Source organism: Yoonia sp. D2-7 (genome assembly GCF_055809435.1).
Window position 1 is genome coordinate 1112913 of the sequence record NZ_CM147912.1, and the last position, 22984, is coordinate 1135896.

General features: G+C 55.9%; 22 protein-coding genes and 1 tRNA gene. 10 read left to right on the plus strand and 13 right to left on the minus strand.

Annotated elements, in window-relative coordinates; all coding sequences use genetic code 11:
• The first annotated feature begins 136 nt into the window (after positions 1–136).
• The 3 genes from AC0L7R_RS05415 to AC0L7R_RS05425 all read left to right on the plus strand — a co-directional run bounded on the left by AC0L7R_RS05415 (position 137) and on the right by AC0L7R_RS05425 (position 1884).
• Positions 137–871: a DUF5906 domain-containing protein gene (locus AC0L7R_RS05415; protein ID WP_473659386.1), complete on the plus strand. Its 735-nt coding sequence runs from the start codon at positions 137–139 to the stop codon at positions 869–871.
• Positions 872–1351 carry a hypothetical protein gene (locus AC0L7R_RS05420; RefSeq protein ID WP_473659388.1) on the plus strand — a complete coding sequence of 160 codons (480 nt, stop codon included), beginning with the start codon at positions 872–874 and terminating at the stop codon, positions 1349–1351.
• Between the two features lie 167 nt (positions 1352–1518).
• A complete protein-coding gene (locus AC0L7R_RS05425; RefSeq protein ID WP_473659390.1) occupies positions 1519–1884 on the plus strand; it encodes an HNH endonuclease in 366 nt (121 codons plus the stop codon).
• A gap of 122 nt (positions 1885–2006) precedes the next feature.
• Here AC0L7R_RS05425 and AC0L7R_RS05430 read toward each other — a convergent pair.
• From AC0L7R_RS05430 to AC0L7R_RS05450, 5 genes are all read right to left on the minus strand, one after another.
• Positions 2007–2081, minus strand: a tRNA-Gln gene (locus AC0L7R_RS05430).
• Between the two features lie 62 nt (positions 2082–2143).
• Positions 2144–3436: a mechanosensitive ion channel domain-containing protein gene (locus tag AC0L7R_RS05435; RefSeq protein ID WP_473659392.1), complete on the minus strand. Its 1293-nt coding sequence runs from the start codon at positions 3434–3436 to the stop codon at positions 2144–2146.
• Between the two features lie 74 nt (positions 3437–3510).
• Positions 3511–5139 (minus strand): KpsE/RkpR family capsule polysaccharide export protein, encoded by a 1629-nt coding sequence (locus AC0L7R_RS05440; protein WP_473659394.1) that lies wholly within the window; start codon positions 5137–5139, stop codon positions 3511–3513.
• The gene (locus AC0L7R_RS05445; RefSeq protein WP_473659396.1) at positions 5117–5776 is read right to left on the minus strand and encodes an ABC transporter ATP-binding protein; all 660 of its coding nucleotides are present in this window, start codon (positions 5774–5776) and stop codon (positions 5117–5119) included. The genes AC0L7R_RS05440 and AC0L7R_RS05445 overlap by 23 nt, the downstream gene beginning before the upstream one ends.
• Before the next feature lie 160 nt (positions 5777–5936).
• Positions 5937–6536: a uracil-DNA glycosylase family protein gene (locus tag AC0L7R_RS05450; RefSeq protein ID WP_473659398.1), complete on the minus strand. Its 600-nt coding sequence runs from the start codon at positions 6534–6536 to the stop codon at positions 5937–5939.
• A gap of 98 nt (positions 6537–6634) precedes the next feature.
• On the opposite strand from AC0L7R_RS05450, the gene AC0L7R_RS05455 reads away from it, so the two are divergent.
• On the plus strand, positions 6635–7411 hold the full coding sequence (locus tag AC0L7R_RS05455; RefSeq protein WP_348108702.1) for an SseB family protein: 777 nt from the start codon (positions 6635–6637) through the stop codon (positions 7409–7411).
• On the opposite strand, the gene AC0L7R_RS05460 is transcribed toward AC0L7R_RS05455, so the two are convergent.
• From AC0L7R_RS05460 to AC0L7R_RS05490, 7 genes are all read right to left on the minus strand, one after another.
• Positions 7408–8340 carry an NAD(P)-dependent oxidoreductase gene (locus AC0L7R_RS05460; RefSeq protein WP_473659400.1) on the minus strand — a complete coding sequence of 311 codons (933 nt, stop codon included), beginning with the start codon at positions 8338–8340 and terminating at the stop codon, positions 7408–7410. The two genes, AC0L7R_RS05455 and AC0L7R_RS05460, sit on opposite strands and share 4 nt — an antisense overlap.
• Positions 8340–9479, minus strand: a complete 1140-nt coding sequence (gene rodA, locus AC0L7R_RS05465) for a rod shape-determining protein RodA (RefSeq protein WP_348108700.1) — start codon at positions 9477–9479, stop codon at positions 8340–8342. Before rodA ends, AC0L7R_RS05460 begins: the two co-directional genes overlap by 1 nt.
• Positions 9476–11422: a penicillin-binding protein 2 gene (mrdA, locus tag AC0L7R_RS05470; protein WP_348108699.1), complete on the minus strand. Its 1947-nt coding sequence runs from the start codon at positions 11420–11422 to the stop codon at positions 9476–9478. Before mrdA ends, rodA begins: the two co-directional genes overlap by 4 nt.
• Before the next feature lie 13 nt (positions 11423–11435).
• Positions 11436–11975, minus strand: coding sequence for a rod shape-determining protein MreD (locus AC0L7R_RS05475; protein WP_473659402.1), 540 nt, complete (start codon positions 11973–11975; stop codon positions 11436–11438).
• Positions 11968–12867 (minus strand): rod shape-determining protein MreC, encoded by a 900-nt coding sequence (mreC, locus tag AC0L7R_RS05480; RefSeq protein WP_473659403.1) that lies wholly within the window; start codon positions 12865–12867, stop codon positions 11968–11970. The genes AC0L7R_RS05475 and mreC overlap by 8 nt, the downstream gene beginning before the upstream one ends.
• 51 nt (positions 12868–12918) lie before the next feature.
• Positions 12919–13956 carry a rod shape-determining protein MreB gene (locus AC0L7R_RS05485; RefSeq protein WP_473659405.1) on the minus strand — a complete coding sequence of 346 codons (1038 nt, stop codon included), beginning with the start codon at positions 13954–13956 and terminating at the stop codon, positions 12919–12921.
• A gap of 310 nt (positions 13957–14266) precedes the next feature.
• Positions 14267–15823: a 2-isopropylmalate synthase gene (locus tag AC0L7R_RS05490; protein WP_473659407.1), complete on the minus strand. Its 1557-nt coding sequence runs from the start codon at positions 15821–15823 to the stop codon at positions 14267–14269.
• A gap of 370 nt (positions 15824–16193) precedes the next feature.
• Between AC0L7R_RS05490 and AC0L7R_RS05495 the strand changes: the two genes are divergently transcribed.
• From AC0L7R_RS05495 to AC0L7R_RS05505, 3 genes are read left to right on the plus strand one after another with little or no spacing between them, the layout of a single operon-like run.
• On the plus strand, positions 16194–16856 hold the full coding sequence (locus AC0L7R_RS05495; RefSeq protein WP_473659409.1) for an SDR family NAD(P)-dependent oxidoreductase: 663 nt from the start codon (positions 16194–16196) through the stop codon (positions 16854–16856).
• Entirely contained in the window at positions 16850–18376 is a 1527-nt protein-coding gene (locus AC0L7R_RS05500) for a cryptochrome/photolyase family protein (RefSeq protein WP_473659411.1), read from the plus strand. The genes AC0L7R_RS05495 and AC0L7R_RS05500 overlap by 7 nt, the downstream gene beginning before the upstream one ends.
• 24 nt (positions 18377–18400) lie before the next feature.
• Positions 18401–18916 (plus strand): redoxin domain-containing protein, encoded by a 516-nt coding sequence (locus AC0L7R_RS05505; RefSeq protein WP_473659413.1) that lies wholly within the window; start codon positions 18401–18403, stop codon positions 18914–18916.
• Positions 18917–18971: 55 nt separating this feature from the next.
• Here AC0L7R_RS05505 and AC0L7R_RS05510 read toward each other — a convergent pair whose 3' ends face one another.
• Positions 18972–20354: an MORN repeat-containing protein gene (locus AC0L7R_RS05510; RefSeq protein ID WP_473660363.1), complete on the minus strand. Its 1383-nt coding sequence runs from the start codon at positions 20352–20354 to the stop codon at positions 18972–18974.
• Between the two features lie 234 nt (positions 20355–20588).
• Here AC0L7R_RS05510 and AC0L7R_RS05515 point away from each other — a divergent pair, with 234 nt between their 5' ends.
• From AC0L7R_RS05515 to AC0L7R_RS05525, 3 genes are all read left to right on the plus strand, one after another.
• The gene (locus AC0L7R_RS05515) at positions 20589–22250 is read left to right on the plus strand and encodes an NAD+ synthase (RefSeq protein ID WP_473659415.1); all 1662 of its coding nucleotides are present in this window, start codon (positions 20589–20591) and stop codon (positions 22248–22250) included.
• Positions 22247–22438 carry a hypothetical protein gene (locus AC0L7R_RS05520; protein WP_473659417.1) on the plus strand — a complete coding sequence of 64 codons (192 nt, stop codon included), beginning with the start codon at positions 22247–22249 and terminating at the stop codon, positions 22436–22438. The genes AC0L7R_RS05515 and AC0L7R_RS05520 overlap by 4 nt, the downstream gene beginning before the upstream one ends.
• A 105-nt stretch (positions 22439–22543) precedes the next feature.
• Positions 22544–22972, plus strand: coding sequence for a DUF1801 domain-containing protein (locus tag AC0L7R_RS05525; RefSeq protein ID WP_473659419.1), 429 nt, complete (start codon positions 22544–22546; stop codon positions 22970–22972).
• Positions 22973–22984: the final 12 nt, after the last annotated feature.

Consider the following 22984-nt stretch of genomic DNA (forward strand, 5'->3'; position numbering starts at 1 on the left):
TTCCAGGGCACACTAAAGGAGAAGTGGCATACTGATTAACGCCTCAGACACGACGAATGCATCATGAATTCAAGCCCACATCTTCAGCATTTAGGTCTATAATTTGGCGAAATCAGTGATTGGATAATCACCGATAATGACTAAAGCAAAAGAGGAATACAGCACCACCGATCTTACGACTATCTGCGAGCTCGCTAGCTCGTGGTTCATCCGCCAGGACAACAAGTTCTACAGCGTAGAGCAGCCCACAGTGAAGCTCTCGAAGAATGATGTAGAGATGATCATCCTGCACCGCCTACGCGAGGAATGCCCCGATATTGAGCTCTCGAATGGCCTGCTGCGCGCCATGTTTCGGCGGATCATCGTCGAGCGCCACACGGACCGCCAACAGACGATTCCTGTGTGGAGCGGGGTCAGCGTCTGCGATGCGGGCACCGACGACCGGTTTATCTGGAAGCACGGGGCGGTCAGCCTAAACACGTGGCGGCGGCCTGACTACCGTTCCCTGCGCATTAACTCCGAAGACCTTGGACCACTGCCTGAGCTGCTGACAGCTATGTTCGCAACCCAGGCAGAGGCCGATCAATTCCTAGACTGGCTGTCCTGGTGTTTGCAGAACGAAGCAGACAAACCTTTTTGGGCTCCTTTCTTGTATTCTCGATCCAAGGGCACAGGCAAAAGCACACTTTGCAACCTTGCGGCACAGCTGTTCGGCTTGGAAAACACAGCAACCCAGAACAACGTCGACCAGCTCACGGGGCGGTTCAATTCAACTATTCTGCTGAGCAAGCTTGTGGTCTGCGAGGAGACACACCTGCGGCCTGGTTCGTCCCAGGGCAACACGCTGAAGGTCAACATCACCGAAGAGTAGATGTTGATCGAACGAAAGGGGCGAGAGTCAGAGCGCATTCAGCAACGGTGCTGCTTTCTCTTTACCTCGAACCACTTTCCGTCCTGGATGGAACCCGGCGAACGTCGCTACCAGGTCTTCGAAGTCGATCACTCCGGGTGCGCAGGAGGCCCTAAGGCTGAGGAATTCGGCAAACTGGTCGCCACTGTGCGCGATTACTTCTCGAAGCCCGAAAACCTCGGGTCGCTCTACAATGCGCTGCTGAAGCGGGAGCAAGCCCCTGAGTTCAATGCCAAGTCCCTGAACATGATCCACTATAGCACGGACATTATGCGCCGTATCTCAGATACTTCGGAACACACTATCGTTGATCAGCTACGCGAAACCCTTGATGCGAGGGGCCTCGTCGTTGTGCCTCAGTCCATGGTGGCTGAGATAATCCGCAAAGACCTCGGGGGCACCACTAATCAGACCAAGCACCTGATGGATGACCTTGGATAGCGTAAGTGCAATCTGAAGTGGGGCGGCGTCGACTATGCGCGGCCTATCTGGCATCGCGCGGAGGTTAACCTTGATGCTGGTCGAATTTACGGAGCTGACCACGATGGTCGATCGATCGCTGACTACCTTGCTGACGTGGCTGGTTTTGAAGCGATGGAGATCATCCAATGAGCTTTGCCTACGAGGATGAATGCGAGGTCTGGTTGCAGTCAATCATGGACGATCACTACGAGGAGGCCCTTGTGAGGGTCTCCAGCTTGCTGAAGCTGACCACAGTTGATCACAACGGCTGTCACGTCTCGGACACACAGGAACCAAGGAAGACGCGGTATCGGGGGCGACAGGTTGCCGCCTACAGACTGGTGTATTGCGTGCTGAATCGGGCGGTCGTGAGCGAGGATGTGGTCGTGCGCCATCGCTGCCACAATCGCTTGTGCATGAACCCCGACCACCTGACTGAGGGGACGCGGGCGGACAACAAGCGAGACGACTGGGACCACTGGGCGAACGGGACTGACCATCAACTGCTCTAGGACGGTGGCAGAGGCCCGCCCGCATCGTGTGAGAGGCACCCGCGACACCCGTGGGGCACTTTTCGGGGCATTCTGGACGACAGAGTGCCTCGTTGTATCTTATTCTACTATAGGGAAGGTGTTGGCTGGGGTGGTAGGATTCGAACCTACGGTGCACGCTACCAAAAAGCGTTGCCTTACCACTTGGCTACACCCCATCAACGAGGCGGTATTTACGACGAAGCTGCAGCGGCTTCAAGCCCCTCAAACAGAAAAAGTGCTATTCTTTTAGCGCGTCGTCCCGCAGCAGGTCTTCGCTGCTTTCGGCCTCTCTTTCGGCGTCGATGATGCGGTCCAGATCGCTGTCTGTTGCGGGGGTCACTGGGGCGACTTCGGGCGCTTCTTGCGGGGCAACGGCCATTGCTTCGGTCTGCGATTTCCGGTCCAGCACAACCACTTGCGAACTATCGGTCATGACGACACTTGCGTCAGATAAGGCCTGTTTTACTTGGCGGATAGCTTCGCCTTTGGCCAAAACGATCGAGGTCTCATTTTGATCAACCCACCCCGTGATGACAAGGCTGGCACCAGACGTCTCAAAGGTGTCGATCCATGTGGCCGCGGCTGGATGTTCCAAAACAAACGGTAATTTCTGCACTGTCGCTTCGACCAAAGCGCGCGCGGCCCCAAGGTCCGCGTCCCGATCAATCAGAAGCGAAAACATGAAACGGCGTTCCGCGTGTTGGCTGTAATTGATGATCCGGCTCTTAAACACCGTCGCGTTGGGAATGCGAATGTGATTGCCATCGAACGACAATAGAATCGTTGCGCGGCTGGTCAGGCGAATAACTTTGCCCTGATCGCCATTGATCTCAACCGTGTCGTTCGGGCGAAAAGGTTGACGAATCGACAGCATCACAGACGCAATGAAATTTTCAACGGTGTCACGGACCGCAAAACCGAGCGCGAGGCCGATGATACCGGCAGCACCAAGGATCGTCGACAAAAGCGCGGTGGCATTCAGAATGTCCAAAGCGATCACCAAAGCACCGATCACAAACACGATGCGGACGATTTGGCGGTAAAGCTCTGCGATGAACAGGTTAGGGGCCAAACGTTCCCAAGGCTGGCGGGCACGGGCAATGCGCAGGCCGATCCAAACGATCAAGGCACCGGCCACGGCAGCAATCAGCGCGAGCGGCAGGAACGTCATAAATTGTTCAATACGCGCCTTGAAACGCGCGATGGCGGGGTCAAGTCTGCGGGCAATATCCGCAGTTTCGGTCACCTCGTTTTTGACCGCGACAACACCTTCCACGCGATTGGCGAGATCGCCAAGTTCGGATGCTTCCAGAGACGACGTGGCGGTGCCGCGGAAGGTGACGATGCCTTCCGATACAGTGACGGTAATATCGTCGTAGTTGCCAAGTTCAGACAGGATATCGCGGATACGGATCGCTATATCCGCATCATTCTGATCGGTGTTGATCGCGGCAATTGTACCGCCGTCGTTTTGTGCCGCAACAGGACCTGCAAATAGCAGGATGAGGCAAAGGAACTTGAAAATACGCATATCACAATCTGCTTAATAAGAATGACTTATCCTAAGCAGATGGCGATGCGCGGGCCAAGCCCTTTGCCGGATTTTTAGGTCGAAACCTGTTCGCGCAGGATTGATGCTGTCAGTGAAATCATCAGATAGATGCCTGCGAAGATGAGGAACGCCAGCACAGTGTTTTCGAACGCGCGGGGGTAGGTCGCCTCATCAGGGGCAACGGGTTCAACGCCCAGCGACAGGTAACGCACCTGACGATTTGCTTCGATTTGCGCGGCTTCAAGCTGGGCCAACGCGGCCTGCACTTGAAGGGTCTGGAAGGCGTAATCTTCTTCAGCAAGCCGCAAACGCGTGTTGCTTTCAGCCAATGAACGACCACTATTCGTGGCGTTACTGATCTGACCACGTACGTCCGCAATCAGGCTTTCGATACTTGAAATCTGACCTTGCAGCGCTTCCACTTGCGCTTGGTTCGGACGCCGTACGCCGAGACGTTCAGCAAGTGTTAACTGCAATTGTTGGCGTTGCTGTTCGAGCGCCGAAATCTGTGCGGTCAGTGCGGCGGTTTCACCAGCGGGATCGGCAACCTGCAATTCTTGCTGGATGGACAACAGGTTATCCAGCGCATCGGTGCGGCTTTGAACCGTGTTGTCGTAGTTTTCACGCGCGCCTTTCATGGCTTCGGTGCGTGGGCGCTGCGTCAATTGGTCGATCTGTTCTTCGGCATACCCGATCAGGGCCTCAGAATAGGTCTGGCTGGTTTGTGGGTCGGACGCGATGACTTCCATCCGCAAAATACCTTCGGTTGGATCATAGCTTACCTTGACCTTGTCGGTATAAACGCCGAACGCAGCTTCATTTGTGGCTTCTGGATCAAGGCGTTGAATTTGATCAATATTATCGGCGCTAAAGTGTGCCTTGAACCCATGATCTTCGTTCAGACGTAACATCGCAGCCCGCGAGGCAAGGTATGATTGCACCGCAATACTGTCCTGCTGGGTCGCAAGCGACGTCCCTTGGAACAGGCCACCAAGCCCGCCGGGGGCAGATGTCGCTTCGGCCTGCTGGATCACGAATTCCGAATTGGTGGCATACATGGGCGTCGCCATCATGTAGAAATACCAACCCACCAAAATCGTTGGCAAAAACACGAACGTTGCCAGCCGTGTGAACAGCAATGCCAGCTTACGCCGCCGCCGTTTCGCCAGATCCCGTTGGATGCGCATGATCTCGCCCGCGCGACGGTCTGCGGGGCTCGCGGTTTCCGTCGATGGCAGGTTCTGACCCTGTTGCACTGTCTGCGGTAGTTGGATTTGACCAATCGGTTTTTGGCCGTTCTGCTTGGCCTGACCACCGCCGTCAGCACCGTTGCCACCTTCGGGCGTCACCAGTTCAAGGATCGTGTTGCGCTGGAACGGATCAATCCCCATCCCGCGCAACTGCCTGACGGCATCAAAATCAGACGTCACGGCCAAGCCGTTCTTCTGGGCCACACGACGCGCCATACGCAGCTGGCGACCAGTCAGACCTTCCTTGCGGATATCATCCAGTGACACCTCTGCCGATACCTGCGCAGGGGACGCGACATTGGCGTCTGCGGCTGGGGCAGGTTTCTGGGGTGCCGCTTTAGGCGTCGCCGCTGGTTCAGATGCGGGGTTAGGCTTGGCCCCGTTGTCATCCTGGCGGATGCGGAATTTTCTAGCCTTGGGTTTCGTAGTCATACAACTGTTTCGCTTCTTCCAAGGTGTCAAACATTTGAAAATGACCATCGCGCAGCACGGCGGCAGAACGGGCGAACCGTTCGAGCGTCGCTGCTTGGTGTGAAACGATGATCACTGTCGTACTTTCTAATCTTTCGCGCAGAATCTCACCGGCTTTGCGGTTGAATTCCACATCTGTCGTCTGCGGCATGCCTTCGTCAATCAGGTACATATCAAAATCAAGCGCCAGCATCAGCGAAAATGTAAATCGCGATCGCATCCCTTGGCTATATGTCCCAATCGGCAGGTCAAAGTATTCTTGAATGTCGCACAGCCAACGGCAAAAAGATTCGACGTAATCCGGATCCAAACCGTAAAGCCGCGCAATATAGCGACTGTTCTCTTTTGCGGTGTGTTTCCCAACAACCCCGCCCATAAAACCAAGCGGGAACGAAATCTTGCAACCGCGGTAAATCTGGCCTTCGTCGGGCTTTTCCAAACCCGCCATCATGTTGATCAACGTCGTCTTGCCGGTGCCGTTGGGTGCCAGAATGCCCAAAGAATTTCCCAATTCCACGCGAAAAGAAGCCCTATCAAGGATCACTTTGCGTTGCGTTCCGGTCCAGAACGACTTGGAAACATTCGTAAATTCTAACATCTGCCTGCGTCGGTATCCCGTGATGGGCTTCGCCATTGTTGACGAAATAGGTTAACATCCCCCTGTGGGGCGCATCCTTTGTCTAAATTATGAAGCGAAACGGCCATAAAAGACAGGGGAAATTGCGGGGCGATGTGACTTCCAATGGAAGTGTGACCCCTTAGGTAAGGTCCCGCATCGCCAACAACAACCCGACCTGTTCGCGCAAAACGGGCAGAATTTCGGTTTCAAAAATAGGATTTTTCTTCAGCCAACCGGAATTCCGCCAAGACGGATGCGGCAAAACAAATGTTCCATTGGGAAAGCTACGCCAATCCGCAATCACCGCCCCCAGCGATCCGGATCGCCCCAAATGACGCTTGATCGCATATTGCCCGATAATGATCCGCAACTGCGGCGGACCGATATGATCCAGCACATCTGCGTGCCACGTGTCCCAACACACGGGCGGCGGCGGCAGGTCCGCACCCTTTGCATCATAGCCCGGAAAACAAAACGCTGTCGGGACAAATGACACAAAATCAGTGTCATAGAACGCATCACGGTCCAGCCCCAGCCAGTCCCGCAACCGATCACCGGACCTGTCATCAAACGGCTTGCCTGATTGCTGAACACGCATGCCCGGCGCTTGCCCCGCGATCAGGATCGGTGTGCCTTTGGCAAACCACGCGACAGGGCGGGGCCTGTGCTGCGTTTTCGTTGCAGCAAAGCGCGCCGCGCAAATCCGGCAGGCGCTGATGTCCTTGGCGATGTGTGACACGGCCTATCCTTCACGTTCCGGCAACAACGCTACGCCCTGTCACTTGTCGCGGCAAGCACATCAGGCTACCTGATCGTGACGCAGACGAAGGACGCAAGATGACCGATCTCGATACAGCCCACGCCGCCATGGAAGCAGCCCCTGACGATGATGCGCAGCGTCTGCGGTTTTATGAACGTTTGGCCGACACCGAAGTTTTCCTTCTGCTGGCCGCGGAACCGGAAGGGGATCAAATCCAGCCAGAGATTTTCGACATCGCCGATGGCCGTTTTGCCCTGATTTTCGACCGCGAAGAACGTCTGTCTGACTTCGTCGGACGTCCGGTGCCCTATGCAGGCATTCCGGGGCGCGGTTTGGCGGGGATGCTCGCGGGGCAGGGGATTGGGCTTGCCTTGAACCTACAGGTGGCCCCTTCCGAAATGCTGATCCCTGCCGAAGCGGTGGATTGGTTGGTCGAAACGCTTGCCAATAACCCAGAAGAGGCCGAGGCCCGATTGACCGAAGTCAACGCACCGGGCGGATTGCCAGAGGCGGTTGTCACAGGTCTTGACCGGAAACTCGCCATCGCGGCAGGCCTCGCGCGGTTCGCCTATCTGGCGGCTGCCGTCTACGACGACGGATCACGCGGGCACGTTCTGGCTTTCGTTGATGCCGTTCCCGGTGCCGAAGGGTCACTGGCAAAAGCAGCAGGCGAAGCACTAACATTTTCGGGGATCGAAGCAGGCACCATGGACGTCCTGTTCGTTAAAGCGACCGATCAATTGGCCGGGCATCTGGCAAAAGTTGGATTGCGGTTCGACCTACCAGAATTGGAAACACCGCAAGAACCAAGCGCACCCGGCATGGACCCCGAAAAACCACCGCGCCTGCGCTAGTAACCCGCGCCGCGATCCACAAGGTTGTGCATCGGCTCGCCCGCTTCACAGCGCTTGATATTTGCCGCGATCACAGCGGCTGCGGTTTCTGGCCGCGTCTCTGCCGCGATATGCGGTGTGACGGTCACGCGCGGATGGGCCCAATAGGGATGATCCGCAGGTAACGGTTCAACGCGGAAAACGTCCAACGTGGCATGCGCCACCTGACCGCTATCCAATGCCGCCAATAGCGCGTCATCATCAATTAGTGGTCCGCGTCCGGGGTTCACGATGAACGCACCCTTGGCCAACAATGCCAAGGTATCAGCGTTCAACGCATTTTCCGTATCAGCTGTATTCGGCAGCAACAGCACGACAATCTCTGCGTCCATTAACGCATCAGTCATACCCGCATCGCCTGCAAAACAGGTCACGCCCGCTATGGATTTTTTTGATCTGCTCCACCCCGACACATCAAACCCGAGCGCAGCAATCGCTTCCGCACAGGCCGCCCCCAACGCGCCAAGACCCAAGACGCAGACTTTGCGTTCGGGCGCCAACGGCGGCACCGTCTGATCCCATGTGCCGTCTTGCGTGTGGATATGGCGATCCATGCCAAGATGATGGCGCAACACGTGTCCGGTCACCCATTCGACCATGCCTTGCGTCAGGCCTGGATTCACCATCCGCGCAAGCGGCTGCGTCAGCGTTTCATTCGTCACGATTGTCTCAACGCCAGCCCACAGGCTCAACACACCCTTAGTGCGGGTGAAGGGCGTGAAATCGGTCAACGCGGGATGCGGGGCAAAGACGATGTAATCGACGTTGGCAGGGGCATGATCGCGGGACAAATCCACATCAAGGCCCGCATCGGCAAACGCGATTGGCAGATGATCCTTATAGTCGGCCCAAAGCCCGTCACGGGCGGCAAACAGAACGTTCAAAGCCATCAGCGCGGCTTATGCACATGTGCGCTTTGGACCATGCCAAACGCGATTAACAACACGACCATCGCAGAGCCTCCATAACTGACCAGCGGAAGAGGGACCCCAACGACAGGGGCCAGTCCAGTCACCATCGCCATATTGACCGAGAAGAACAAGAAGAACGTCATCGCAACGCCCAACGTCAGCAACGCGGCGAAACGGTCGCGGTTGGTCACTGCAGAGGCCACGCAGAAGAAGACGATCAGCACGTAAAGCACCAGTAGCGACGTGGCGCCAACAAACCCGAATTCCTCGGCCAACGTGGTGAAGATAAAGTCGGTGTGCTTCTCGGGCAGGAAATTCAAGCGGCTCTGCGTTCCTTGCATAAACCCACGCCCCGTCCAGCCACCGGAACCCAACGCAATCTTGGCCTGCGTGATATGATACCCCGCACCCAGCGGATCATTCGCAGGGTCCAAAAAGGTATCAATCCGGCGATACTGATAGTCTTTCAAAATCTGCCACGACTGCCCCTGCGATTTCAAAACAGCAACAACAGTCGCAACGCCCGCCGAAATAACGGTCGCAAAATACGCCCAATGCACGCCCGCCACAAACATCACCGTAGCGCCGCCCATAATCAGCAGCAGTGATGTGCCCAGATCAGGTTGGCTCAGCACGAAATATGTCGGCAGCAGGATCATCAGGACAGGCACCAACACCCAAAACGGGCGCGACGTCTTATTGGTCGGCAGCCAGTCGTAATAGGCGGCCAGCAGCATCACCAGCGTGATCTTCATCAGCTCCGACGGCTGTAGATCCATCGGACCAAGATCAAGCCAGCGTTGCGACCCGTTCCGTTCGACACCCACAAATTCAACGGCGATCAGCAGCAAAAGCGAAACGCCGTAGGCCACGCCCGCCATGTTGCGCCAGAACCAAATCGGCACCATCGCGACAATCAACATCAATGCCATGCCAAGGCCGAACCGCTTGACCTGCGGTTCCATCCAAGGGGTCGCAGACCCGCCCGCGACGGAAAACAGCATGATGAAACCAGCACAGGACACAGCCGTCAGCAAGATGATGACAGGCCAGTTCAAATACATCAGCTTGCGGAAACCGGTTGGGACGTATTTGGCGTTATATTCAAGATAACTCATGCGCGATCACCCCCAGCACGTGTTTTCACCGCAGCGAGCTTTTCGGCGATACGCGCCTGCTGGTCTGCAATCCGACCCCGCACATTCGACGGATACGCGGACAGTGGCGGGGTGCCACCATAAAGCGCCTGCAACGTGATATCGCGTCCAATCGGGGCAGCAGCGGTCGATCCGCCGCCGCCGTGTTCAACAACAACAGCAACCGCAAAACGCGGGTTTTCAATCGGGGCAAAGTCCACGAACAGCGCGTGGTCCCGTCGTTCCCATGGCAAATCAGCGTTGCTCGTGACGCCGCGCGCGCGTTCCTCTGCAGTAATGCGGCGGACCTGCGACGTTCCGGTTTTACCCGCCATCTGGTATTCAGACGCGACGATCCGTGACCGGTATCCGGTGCCGCGCGAATGGTTCGACACAGCCCCCATCGCCGCGCGAATACGGCGCAGCAGGTTTTCATTCACACCCATCGGTGACCCAGCGCCCGTCGCAGTTTCCACACCGTCAATCGCGCGGATCAAACGGGGTTCAACCGAACGGCCCGTCGCCAAGCGCGCGGTCATAATCGCAAGCTGCAGCGGAGACGACAGCACATACCCCTGACCAATCGACGCGTTCACCGTATCCCCGATCCGCCAGTCTTCGCCGCGGACACGGGTCTTCCATTCCTTGTCAGGGGCAAGGCCCGACGCAACAGCGGACACAGGAATATCGTGCTTGATCCCGAGGCCGAACCGGCGGGCCATGTCAGCAATCTTGTCGATACCAACCCGTTGGGAAATTTCGTAATAATAGCAGTCGCACGACTGTTTTAGGCTTTCGTGCAGGTTCATGTTTCCGTGCCCGCCACGTTTCCAACAGTGGAAACGCGTTCCGAAAACCTCAACAAAGCCACGACAGTTCACAGTCTCATCGACTGTGACTTGGCCATCCTCAAGGGCAGCCAAAGCTGTAATCATCTTGAACGTCGATCCGGGCGGATAGGCACCTTGCACGGCCTTCGCAGCCAGCGGGCGGTATTTGTTCTCGTTCAGGTCCGTCCAGTCTTTGACGGAAATGCCTCGCACAAACAGGTTCGGATCAAACGTCGGGGCAGAGGCAATCGCACGCAGATCGCCGTCTTTCAGGTCCATGACCACAGCACCCGCACTTTCGCCGTCCAGCCGCGCCTGCACATAACTTTGCAAGTCGGCATCAATCGTCAGCTGCACATCCTTGCCGGAAAGGCCCTGTTGGCGATCCAATTCGCGCATCACGCGGCCAATCGCGTTCACTTCGATCCGTTTCGTGCCGGCTGATCCGCGCAGCATCCGTTCCATCTTATTCTCAACACCGGTCTTGCCGATTTGGAATTTCGGAATCTGTAGCAGGGGGTCTTGGTCATCGATCTTGCTCAGATCGTAGTCACTGACCGGACCGACATATCCTGTCACATGACCCAGCTCTGCCCCCCAAGGGTAGACGCGGCTTAGGCCAACTTCGGCAGTGATGCCGGGCAGGGCAGGCGCGTTGATATTGATCTTCGCCATGTCTTCCCAAGACAAGCGATCTGCGATGGTCACTTGCACAAAAGGCGACCGGCGAAAGATATCTTCTTTGGCCTTTGCAATCGTTTCTTCAGGGATATCAACAATCGTCAAAAGCTTGGCGAGCACTTCATCCACGTCACCCGCATCTTCGCGGACCATCACAACGCGATAGTTCTGTTCGTTGTCGGCTAACGCCTTGCCGTTACGATCAAAAATCAAACCCCGGGCAGGCGGGATCAAGCGGATGTTGATCCGGTTTTCTTCGGCCAACAGGCGAAACTGATCAGCCTGTTCGACCTGCATCGACTGCAAACGCACGCCAAGTGCCGCAACCACAGACAGCTGCACGCCGCCCAAAAGCATCGCGCGGCGGCTCATTTTGCGGGTGGAACGGCCACCGTCTTTTGCAGGTTTCTTCATCGGCCCAAATCTTTCACAAGCGGTGCCCAAGGCTATCGGTTTGGCCGGGTGCAGGGCGCGACACACCAAAGATAAAGTGCGCGATCACCACGACCAGCGGGTATATGGCAATTGTCATCACCATTTGGATCAAGGTCAAACCCAAAGGCGGCTGCGGGGTCATCACAATTGTGAGTGACACGCGATAAATCAGGGTAATCGCCACAATGCCAGCAGCCACCGTGCCCCATTCCAGCATCAGCGGAACGTTGCGCATCCGGCGGGCACGGGCACGCATCATTTCAGTGCCGATCACCATCAAGCCGGTCCACAAACCGGGCGGACGTTGAAACAATAGGTCGGCCAACAGAAATAGCGTCGCAATCAAAATGACGGGCGCAAAATCAGGACGACGCGCAGTCCACGCCAACGCAACGGTGAGCATCAGATCAGGGGCAGCCCAGCTATCGGGGCGCGTATCCAAAGGCAGCAATTGGATAAAGATGATCGCAACCATGATGAACGCAAAGACCGCGCGCCCGACCCAGACTTGTGTTGCCGGTGTTTCAGCCATCGGCTGCCTCTGCAGTTGGGCTCACAACAGGTCCGTTGATCGGTGCCAGCAATCCACCGGGATCGTTGATCACCTCGTGACCACGGGCTCGCAGTACGCGCAGGAACTTCAGCCGTTCATAATCGGCAGATAGGCGCACGCGCAGGCGGCCATCGGTGCCACGCGCCACCTGACCAACCTGCAAATCTGGGGGGAACACACCGCCGTCGCCTGACGTGACAACCAGATCACCTGGGCGAACGACATCAGCGTCATCCAGAAATTCAATCGGCGGGTTCAGCGTATTGTCGCCAGCCAAAATCGCCCGTTGACCAGACGGCTGAACGGTCACAGGAATACGGCTCGACGTATCGGTCAGCAAAATCACGCGGCTGATCTCTTGGCCAACACCGGAAATGCGGCCAACAAGCCCAATCCCGTCCATCGTCGCCCAGCCGTCCACGATCCCATCGCGCATCCCGACGTTCACCAGCACAGACTGGCGAAACGGCGACCCGCTATCGGTCATCACAACGCCCGTCACATAGGTCAGCTGCGGATCAAGACGGACGTTGTTCAAATCCAACAGCTTCGCGTTTTCCTGCTGGAGCTGGGCAGCGGCTTCTTTCCACGCCTTCATCTGCTGCAACTCGCGGCGCAGATCATTGTTCTGTTCGGCAAGCTGTTGATAGCTTTGGAAATCTTGAACAAGGTTCACAAGGCCGGTCACCGGCGCAAAAGCCCAATCAAAAGACGGGACCACACGGTCAATCACGGCGGCGCGGAACCGTTCGACGCGAGGGCTGTCGATCCGCCAGACCAAGAAAACGCCAAACAGAACCAACACCAAAAGTCCCACGAAAAGACGTCGCAGCGGCGTGATATAATCTTCTGATTGTCTATCGCGTGCCACGGGTTACGCAATCTCCGGTCGTGAAAACAATGACCGACCCAACGGGACGGATCAGCTATCGTAGTCTATGACATGCCGCAGCTGTTTTTCATACTCCAACGCCTTACCGGTGCCCATTGCGACACAATTCAGCGATTCATCGGCGACTGATATCGCAAGACCAGTCTGTTCGCGCAGCGCGAGGTCCAATTGACCCAACAATGCACCACCACCGGTCAGCATCACGCCGCGATCAACGATGTCAGCCGCGAGATCTGGTGGTGTCGCTTCAAGCGCGGTCATCACAGCTTCGCAAATCTGCTGGACTGGCTCAGCCAGTGCTTCCGCGACTTGCGCCTGCGAAATCTCGGTTTCTTTTGGAACGCCGTTTAGCAAATCGCGCCCACGGATCATCATAGACGACCCACGTCCATCGTCGGGCATACGGGCAGTCCCAATAGATGTCTTGATCCGCTCGGCAGTCAATTCACCGATCAGCAGGTTATGCTGACGACGTAGATAGTTAATGATCGCCTCGTCCATACGGTCGCCACCAACGCGAACGGACCGCGCATAAACGATGTCGCCCAGCGACAGCACAGCCACCTCGGTCGTACCGCCACCGATATCAACAACCATGTTCCCGGTCGGATCAGTGATCGGCATGCCAGCACCAATGGCCGCAGCAATGGGTTCGGCAATCAGACCAGCGCGACGGGCACCAGCAGACAAAACAGATTGACGGATCGCGCGTTTTTCAACGGGGGTCGCGCCGTGCGGGACACAAACGATAATCTTCGGCTTGGAAAACGTGGACCGTTTCGCGACCTTGCGAATGAAATGTTTGATCATTTCTTCGGCGGTATCAAAGTCGGCAATGACGCCGTCACGCATCGGGCGGATCGCCTCGATGGAACCGGGTGTACGGCCCAGCATTAGCTTCGCATCTTCGCCAACGGCCAGAACTTTTTTCACACCGTCTTTGACATGGTAGGCAACAACAGAAGGTTCGGACAGGATAACGCCCCGACCTTTGACGTAGACCAGCGTGTTCGCTGTCCCAAGGTCAATCGCCATGTCTGACGAAAACAAACTGCCCCAAATTGCCATGCCGCTGGCCTTCCCATTGCAAAACTACGTGCTGCGCCACGACTCCCCCACGGGTCGGGCCTGAGGCCTTATAGATGCAGGGCTTAAGGGAAGAAACCCCTTGATTAAAAGGTTTCGGCGCGTTCTTGCTGCTTGAAGATTTGCAATCTGGATTGTGGATTTTTTACCGGTTTTCCGGTCGAAATTTACATTTTCGAACATATCGGGGTTCGATGATGGAGAAATCAGCTGATTTTGAGGGTTTTCGCAACCGCAGCGCGTCAATCGGTCATGAAGCGCGGAACCCAAAGGGTTCCGCGCTCTCAAGGGGTTAACTATCTTTGTAGCTTACGCCTTTGATGTCTTCACCCGGCGCTGATTTTTCCCGCTTCACGATGAGGCGGTTCAGCGCGTTGATGTAGGCCTTTGCACTGGCGACGACAGTGTCGGTGTCCGCAGAAGTACCCGTCGCGATGCGGCCTTCTTCTTCCATACGGACCGACACGGTCGCTTGCGCATCGGTGCCTTCGGTCACAGCATTCACCTGATAAAGCTGCAGGCGAGCAGAGTGTTCAAACAAGCCTTTGACCGCATTAAACGTCGCATCAACAGGGCCATCGCCGGTCGCCGTGATCTCTTTCACGTCACCATCAATCTCAAGCGCCATTTTGGCTTCTTGCGGACCGTCGGTGCCGCATACAACGCGCAAGGATTTCAGTTTCAGACGATCCTCAACGGCATCATTCTGCTGGATCAACGCAATCAGGTCGTCATCGAAAACTTCCTTTTTCCGATCTGCGAGATCCTTAAACCGTACAAACAGGTCCTTCAGTTCATTATCTGCAACATCGTAGCCCAGTTCGGCCAGCTTGGCGCGCAGCGCAGCACGGCCCGAATGTTTGCCCAGCGGCAGGGACGTGCCAGACAGACCAACATCCTCAGGACGCATGATTTCGAACGTCTCTGCGTTCTTCAGCATCCCGTCTTGGTGGATACCGCTTTCATGCGCAAACGCGTTCTTACCAACGATCGCTTTGTTGTGCTGCACAGCAAAGCCTGAAACTGTCGCAACACGCCTTGAGATATGCATGATCTTGCGCGTATCAATGCCCGTTTCGAACGGCATGATATCGCCGCGAATTTTCAGCGCCATGACAACTTCTTCAAGTGCGGTGTTACCAGCACGTTCTCCCAAGCCGTTGATTGTACATTCAATCTGACGCGCGCCGCCTTCGACAGCAGCCAGCGAATTGGCGGTCGCCATGCCAAGATCGTTATGGCAGTGGGTCGCGAAAATCACCTCGTCGGCACCGGGAACTTTATTGATCAACATCCGGATCAAATCAGCGGACTCAACAGGCGCGGTGTAGCCCACAGTGTCAGGCACGTTGATCGTCGTGGCGCCCGCCTTGATCGCAATTTCAACCGTCCGGCACAGGTAATCTTCTTCCGTCCGTGTGGCATCCATCGGCGACCATTGCACATTGTCACACAGGTTCCGCGCATGCGTGACCGTGTCGTGAATCCGCTCGGCCATTTCGTCCTTATTCAGGTTCGGAATCGCGCGGTGCAGCGGCGATGTGCCGATAAACGTATGAATACGCGGCGATTTCGCGTGCTTCACCGCCTCCCAGCAGCGGTCGATGTCTTTGTAATTGGCACGGGCGAGCCCACAGATCGTGGACCGTTTCGCAAGCCGTGCAATTTCGGACACGGCGTTAAAATCGCCCTCAGACGCAATCGGGAAACCGGCTTCGATAATATCGACGCCCATCTCGTCCAGCAGTTCAGCGATTTCCAACTTCTCAGCATGGGTCATTGTCGCACCGGGTGATTGTTCGCCGTCGCGCAGTGTCGTGTCGAAGATCAGGACTCTATCTTTGGTCATCGTTTTGTGCCCTTGCTTGAAATTGGGAAAATGCGGGTTGGTGTCGCGTTAACCTGTTGGCAGCGCGACGTCAAAGTGCGGGCAGGGGCCCGGCGTGTCATTGGCAGTATCATGTGAATTCCTTAGCTTGCGTATCTTGGCGCTGGTCACCCCTGAGCGGTCGCGCCGGATGGCACGCTCAGAGGCAGCTAAGTAGGAGAACGGCGCACGCCAAACGCGGCATCGGCGCGCGAGAAATGATATGTGCTGTTCTATCCATAGGGCGACCATACAACAGCGGATATGAATGAAAAGTGTTTTTTGAAATGTTTCCGCGAAAATCCGGCAGCAGACCGCTGGACCTGCCTGCATCTGGTTCTAGCTGTAGGGTATGAAAAATGCATTGATCATCGGCGCTTCAGGCGGCATCGGACGCGCAGTTGCCGCGGAATTGACAGGGCAGGGTGTCGCCGTCACGGGACTGTCACGGGCGGACGGTTTGGACGTCACGCGCCCTGAAACGGTGGATGATGTGCTCGGGCAAATCACCGATCAGTTCGATTCAATCTTTACGGCCATCGGCATTCTTTCCGGCAAATCCCACAACCCCGAAAAATCGCTTTCCGCGATTTCGGCAGAGGCGATGCACGAAACCTATGCCGTCAACGCCGTGGGGCCCGCGTTGATCCTGAAACATGTACCGCGATTGATCCCAAAAGACCGGCGCAGCGTGGTTGCCACCTTGTCGGCACGGGTCGGATCAATCGGCGACAACCGCATCGGCGGGTGGCATTCATATCGGGCGTCCAAGGCGGCGTTGAACCAGATTGTACACGGGGCGGCCATCGAATTGGGACGGTCTCACAAGCAATCGATTTGCGTCGCGCTCCACCCCGGGACCGTCGAAACGCCGTTCACAGCGAAATACGCGGGCCGGCACAAAACCACCCCCGCACCAGATGCGGCGACATCTTTGGTCAATGTCATCAATGCATTAGAGGTTTCGCAGTCCGGCGGGTTCTTCGATTACGCAGGGCAGGATATTCCATGGTAAGATTGGTTCTAGTACTCGGCGACCAACTGTCGGATGACCTATCCGCGCTGCGCAAGACCGACAAATCCCGCGACATTGTGGTCATGGCAGAGGTCATGGATGAAGCGACCTATGTCTCGCACCACCCCAAGAAAATCGCATTTATCTTCGCGGCGATGCGCAAATTCGCGAACCGCCTGCGCGATGATGGCTGGACGGTGTGTTACACAAAGCTGGATGACCCCGACACTACCGGATCGATCACTGGTGAATTGATCCGGCGCGCATCCGAACACGATGCGACTGGGGTGGTTTACACCGAACCGGGTGAATGGCGATTGATCTCAGCTTTGGCTGATATGCCGTTGAAAACCCACAGCCTTCCAGATGATCGGTTCATCGCGTCACATCGCGATTTTGAAACGTGGGCCGATGGGCGCAAACAATTGCGGATGGAATATTTCTATCGCGACATGCGCCGGAAGACAGGTCTGTTGATGAATGGCGACGACCCTGAGGGCGGCAAATGGAACTATGATCACGACAACAGAAAGGCCGCACCAGACAGCATTGATTTCAACGGGCCAATGCATTTCCAACCCGATGAAATCGTTGAAGAAGTTCTGACTTTGGTCGCTGACCGTTTCGGCGACAATTTTGGTGATTTGCACCCCTTCTGGTTCGCGACGGATCAAGCGCAGGCGCGGCGTCACCTGACGCACTGGATCAAAAACGGCCTGCCGCAGTTCGGTGATTTCCAAGACGCGATGGTGACGGACCAGCGGTTTATGTACCACGCGATTGTCGGTCTTTACATCAATGCGGGCCTCCTGAACCCGCTTGAAGTTTGCCAAGCCGTTGAAGAGGCATACAAAAAAGGTGATGCGCCGCTGAATGCCGTCGAAGGTTTCATTCGCCAAATCATCGGCTGGCGGGAATACGTGCGGGGCATCTATTTTCTGGAAGGCCCTGACTATACGGCACGCAACATCCTGAAACACGACCGCGATCTGCCTGCGATGTATTGGGGTGCGGACACGAAAATGAAATGCATGTCGCAGGCAATCGACCAAACCAAAGAAGAGGCTTACGCCCACCATATCCAACGCCTTATGGTCACTGGAAACTTTGCACTGCTTGCAGGAATCGAACCTCAGCAGGTCCACGAATGGTATCTCGCGGTTTACGCTGACGCGTTCGAATGGGTCGAAGCCCCGAACACAATCGGGATGAGCCAGTTTGCCGATGGCGGTATCATTGCATCAAAACCCTATGTCTCAAGCGGCAATTACATCGCGAAAATGTCCGATTACTGCAAATCCTGCGCCTATAAGGTGAAGGACAAAACTGGCCCAGATGCCTGTCCATTCAATCTGCTGTACTGGCATTTCTTGGATCGACACAAAGATCACTTTTCGAACAATCCGCGGATGGGGCAAATGTACGCCACGTGGAACCGTATGGATCAGGGTAAACGGGATGTGATCATCGCAGAGGCGGATGCATGGTTGGGTCGTCTTGACGCAGGTGATAAGGTTTAGGTCTGATCTGTTTAAGGAAATTCAATGACCCATTCTAAACCCGACGTTGGCGTTGCCGTGCCGGAAATGACATTTGCGAAACTTGGCGGCGGACAGCTGACGTTCGGCGGCATGCGTGATCGCTGGTCCCTGCTGGTTGTCTATCGTGGCAAGCATTGCCCGCGCTGCAAAAGATACCTGAACAAATTCAACGACATGCTGTCCGATTGGACGGCGTTAATGGATGTGATGGTCGTGTCCGCTGATACAGCAGAAAAGGCGCAAGCAGACGTCGACGAATTTGGTTGGACCTTCGATGTTGGCTACGGGATGACAGTCGATCAGATGCGGGCGCTGGGCCTGTATGTGTCTGACCCTTTGTCAGAGGCCGAAACGACTGATCTGTTTGCCGAACCAGGTACATTCGCTGTTCGCCCGAATGGCGAACTGATGTTAGTGGATATTTCCAACGGTCCGGCGTCGCGCCCTGATCTGGATGAATTGTTGGATGGTATGCGGTTCAACATTGAAAATGACCGTCCGACACGCGGAAACGCTTGATCTGAAACGGAAAAGGGCAGCCAATTGGCTGCCCTTTCTCATTCATGTCGTCCGATTACTCGGCGGCTGGTGCGTCTTCCAGTTCAGGCTCTTGCGCCAGTGCACCGTCTTCCCAATCGCCAGAGATTTCCTGACCTGATGCGTAACGCATTGTGCCGACACCCTGACGACGACCGCTTTCGAACTGGCCTTCGTAAACGTCGCCATTCGCGTAAGTCGCGACGCCTTCGCCGTTGATTTCGCCTTCAGCCCAAGCACCAGTGTAGGTGAAACCGTCTGGCAAAGTGATCGTACCCGTACCGTCGCGCTGTCCGTCCACAAACGTACCTTCGTAGACTGTACCGTCTGCATAGGTGGCAGTGCCTTGACCGTTGCGCTGACCTTCGACCCATTCTCCTTCGTAAACATAGCCGTCAGGGTAGGTCATCTTGCCCATCCCGTGGTTCTTCGCGTTCAGGAATTCACCTTCATAAACAAGGCCGTTCTCAAAAATCGCAACGCCCGTGCCGTTGATCACGCCGTTCTGCCAGTCACCTTCATAGGATGACCCGTCCGGATAAACGATTTTGCCAGTCCCATCAGCCAGATCAGCCGAGAACGTGCCAGTATAAACAGACCCGTCAGGATAGGTGACCTCACCATTACCTTCGTTCTGGCCATCGACCCAATCGCCGACATATTTATAGCCGCGCGTATCTGTAAACGTGCCAGTACCGCTGCGTTTGTCATCAACAAACCCGCCTTCGTACACGTCGCCATTTGCGTAGGTCACTTTGCCTTCGCCCTGACGACGACCCGCAACAAGCGTGCCTTCGTAAATATCGCCATTCGGTTGCGTCAGCTTACCCGATCCTTCGATCTGGCCATCAACCCATGTGCCTGCATAGATCAGGCCATCAGCCGCAGTCAGCGTACCTTCACCGTCGCGTTCGCCTGCTTTCAGGTTGCCTTCGTACACCGCGCCATCAGGGTAGGTCACTTTGCCCACGCCTTCTTTCACGCCGTTGATCCAAGGACCTTCGTAGATATAACCGTTCGGGCTGCGCATTGTGCCGACACCGTGGTGCTGCGCGTTGCGGAATTCGCCTTCGTAGATCACGCCATTCGCGTAGTTCGCGACGCCTTGGCCCGTGATATTGCCGTCGGTCCAGTCACCTTCATAGGTGCCGCCATCGGCAAATGTAATCTTGCCAGTGCCTTCGGGCTTACCGCTTGCAAAGGTGCCTTCGTAGATAGACCCGTTCGGGAAGGTCGCGGTACCCGTGCCGCGAATTTCGCCATCTACCCATTCGCCAGAGTATTCGTAGCCGTTGGGCAACCGATAGGTGCCTTGGCCGTGCTGTTTGCCGTCACGAAACTCGCCTTCGTAAACGCCGCCATCGTCGTATTGCTTGGTTTGGGTTTGCGCATGTGCCACGCCGGAAAGGGCGACCCCCATCCCAAGTGTCAGTGCGATTGCTGTGCCTTTAGGCCATCCGAATGTCATATTCGTTTCCTGTCTCGTGCTCTTTATTTTACGCAAAGTTAAACCAACTTAACGCAATCGAACAATCATTAATCAATCACATGTCATTTGTGAGAAGCGGATGCGGCATCCTTGTGACCTGTTATCACCTTCCCTTAGGCCGACATTCTGCTACATCGGGGGCAAGACCCAAAGGGAAAATGCACGATGACGACGACATTCCGCCTGACCATGGCTCAGTTGAACCCAACCGTTGGCGACCTTGCCGGAAACGCGGCGAAAGCCCGTAAAGCATGGGACGCAGCCAAGGACGCAGGCGCAGATATGGTCGCTTTGCCCGAAATGTTCATCGCGGGATATTCGACGCAAGATCTGGTGATGAAACCGGTTTTCCATCAAGCGGCCGAAGCCGCGATTGAAGCGCTCGCCGCTGAATGCGCAGACGGGCCAACCATCGGGATCGGTGGGCCATATTTTACCGATGATCGGCTTTATAATGCCTATTATATCTGTCGGGGCGGTAAGATCGTCGCGCGTCAGCTCAAGCATTTCTTGCCTAATTACAATGTCTTCGACGAAGTGCGGCAGTTCCGGCGCGGCCCGATCCAAGGCCCATACGCGATCCCGAATGGTCCGCGCATCGGCAGCCCGATCTGCGAAGACGCATGGTATGAAGACGTCGCCGAAGCCATGGTTGAAAGCGGCGCTGAAATCCTTGTGGTGCCAAATGGCTCACCATTCCGCCGTGAAAAATTCGACGTGCGCATGTCCAAAATGGTGGCCCGCGTGATCGAAAACGAAGTGCCGCTTGTCTACGTCAACATGGTTGGCGGTCAGGACGATCAGGTCTTTGACGGTGGTTCATTTGTCCTGAACAAGGGCGGAAAGCTGGCCGTGCAATTGCCATTATTCGACGAAGTTTTGGCGCACGTCGATTTCGAACAAACCGATGACGGTTGGGAAGCCATCGCTGGCGAAAAAGCAATTTTTCCCGACGATTTGGAACAAGATTATCGCGCAATGGTCGAAAGCCTGCGTGATTATTGCGGTAAAACCGGCTTCAAAAAGGTCCTGTTGGGCCTGTCCGGCGGTATCGACAGTGCAATTGTTGCGGTCATCGCCGCCGATGCGCTGGGCCCTGAAAACGTGCGCGGTGTCATGTTGCCGTCCGAATACACCTCGCAATCGTCGCTTGATGACGCGCAAGGCGTCGTCGATGCGCTGGGCTGCAATTACGACACAGTGTCCATCGCAGGGCCTCGCGCGGCCGTGACAGAAGCGCTCGCGCCGCTGTTCGCAGGCCGCGACGAAGATCTGACAGAAGAGAACATTCAATCCCGTTTGCGCGGCGTTCTTCTCATGGCGCAGTCCAACAAATTCGGTGAAATGCTGCTGACGACAGGCAATAAGTCCGAGGTCGCCGTCGGCTACGCCACGATCTACGGCGACATGAACGGCGGCTACAATCCGATCAAAGACATGTACAAGACGCGGGTTTTCGATGCCTGCCGCTGGCGCAATGCCAACCATCGCCCTTGGATGAAAGCGCCGGCTGGCGAAATGATTCCCGTCTCGATCATCGACAAACCGCCGTCGGCCGAATTGCGCCCTGATCAACGCGACGACGACAGCTTGCCGCCCTATGACATCCTCGATGGTATCCTCAAAATGCTCGTGGACGAAGAACGGTCCGTCGCAGATTGCGTGGCTGCAGGTTACGAACGCGAGACCGTGAAACGCGTCGAACACCTGCTCTACATTTCCGAATACAAGCGATTCCAATCCGCGCCGGGCACACGTCTGTCGAACCGCGCCTTCTGGCTGGATCGTCGTTACCCAATCGTCAACGGTTTCCGAGACCAAAGTTGACGAACCAGACAAAGCGCGGCGTGGCGGCTTTGGTCGTCGCGTTTTGCGTAGTGTGTTCGGTTTGCCTATTGGCGATCGGGCGGCTGGCTCCACAAACCTTTACGCCTGCAGTTTGGATCACCGTCATTGGCCTGTTGCTGGTGGTCTTTGGTGTCGCTGTTGCTGTTTTGCGCAAGGTAAATGGTTAACGCGACGCCAGTGCACGCCTTGTGCATGGGTTGTGCACGCCTAGTGACAATCAATTTTGTCATTTTGGGCGGCTCTGTTAACCTTGTTTTCAAGCGGAGGACATCATGGCTGACAACAAGACACAGGCAACCGAAATCTCGCCCGCCGCCTTCATCGCGGGGATCGATCACCCGACACGCAGGGCCGATGCCGAAACGCTGGACGCTTTATTTCGCGACATCACAGGCTGGCAACCGCGCATGTGGGGGCCGACGATTATTGGCTACGGAGCATATCATTACACCTACGATAGCGGGCGCGAAGGCGACATGTGCGCGACCGGATTCAGCCCGCGCAAGGCAAACCTGTCGCTCTATATTATGCCGGGATATCAAGACTTTGGGCACATCCTTAACCGCCTTGGGAAGCACAAATTGGGTAAGGCTTGTCTTTATATAAACAAGCTCGCTGACGTGGATATCGATGTTGTCGCCGAGATTATTCAAGCAGGGCTTGATGATCTTGGCGCGCGTTGGCCCGTAAAGCCTAGCTAAACTGGACAATCG

Bases quoted from the DNA above. Each gene is read 5' to 3' on its own strand.
- AC0L7R_RS05415 (WP_473659386.1), top strand. From the start codon at position 137: ATGACTAAAGCAAAAGAGGAATACAGCACCACCGATCTTACGACTATC.
- AC0L7R_RS05420 (WP_473659388.1), top strand. From the start codon at position 872: ATGTTGATCGAACGAAAGGGGCGAGAGTCAGAGCGCATTCAGCAACGG.
- AC0L7R_RS05425 (WP_473659390.1), top strand. From the start codon at position 1,519: ATGAGCTTTGCCTACGAGGATGAATGCGAGGTCTGGTTGCAGTCAATC.
- AC0L7R_RS05435 (WP_473659392.1), bottom strand. From the start codon at position 3,436: ATGCGTATTTTCAAGTTCCTTTGCCTCATCCTGCTATTTGCAGGTCCT.
- AC0L7R_RS05440 (WP_473659394.1), bottom strand. From the start codon at position 5,139: ATGACTACGAAACCCAAGGCTAGAAAATTCCGCATCCGCCAGGATGAC.
- AC0L7R_RS05445 (WP_473659396.1), bottom strand. From the start codon at position 5,776: ATGTTAGAATTTACGAATGTTTCCAAGTCGTTCTGGACCGGAACGCAA.
- AC0L7R_RS05455 (WP_348108702.1), top strand. From the start codon at position 6,635: ATGACCGATCTCGATACAGCCCACGCCGCCATGGAAGCAGCCCCTGAC.
- AC0L7R_RS05460 (WP_473659400.1), bottom strand. From the start codon at position 8,340: ATGGCTTTGAACGTTCTGTTTGCCGCCCGTGACGGGCTTTGGGCCGAC.
- rodA (WP_348108700.1), bottom strand. From the start codon at position 9,479: ATGAGTTATCTTGAATATAACGCCAAATACGTCCCAACCGGTTTCCGC.
- mrdA (WP_348108699.1), bottom strand. From the start codon at position 11,422: ATGAAGAAACCTGCAAAAGACGGTGGCCGTTCCACCCGCAAAATGAGC.
- AC0L7R_RS05475 (WP_473659402.1), bottom strand. From the start codon at position 11,975: ATGGCTGAAACACCGGCAACACAAGTCTGGGTCGGGCGCGCGGTCTTT.
- AC0L7R_RS05485 (WP_473659405.1), bottom strand. From the start codon at position 13,956: ATGGCAATTTGGGGCAGTTTGTTTTCGTCAGACATGGCGATTGACCTT.
- AC0L7R_RS05490 (WP_473659407.1), bottom strand. From the start codon at position 15,823: ATGACCAAAGATAGAGTCCTGATCTTCGACACGACACTGCGCGACGGC.
- AC0L7R_RS05495 (WP_473659409.1), top strand. From the start codon at position 16,194: ATGAAAAATGCATTGATCATCGGCGCTTCAGGCGGCATCGGACGCGCA.
- AC0L7R_RS05500 (WP_473659411.1), top strand. From the start codon at position 16,850: ATGGTAAGATTGGTTCTAGTACTCGGCGACCAACTGTCGGATGACCTA.
- AC0L7R_RS05505 (WP_473659413.1), top strand. From the start codon at position 18,401: ATGACCCATTCTAAACCCGACGTTGGCGTTGCCGTGCCGGAAATGACA.
- AC0L7R_RS05510 (WP_473660363.1), bottom strand. From the start codon at position 20,354: ATGGGGGTCGCCCTTTCCGGCGTGGCACATGCGCAAACCCAAACCAAG.
- AC0L7R_RS05515 (WP_473659415.1), top strand. From the start codon at position 20,589: ATGACGACGACATTCCGCCTGACCATGGCTCAGTTGAACCCAACCGTT.
- AC0L7R_RS05525 (WP_473659419.1), top strand. From the start codon at position 22,544: ATGGCTGACAACAAGACACAGGCAACCGAAATCTCGCCCGCCGCCTTC.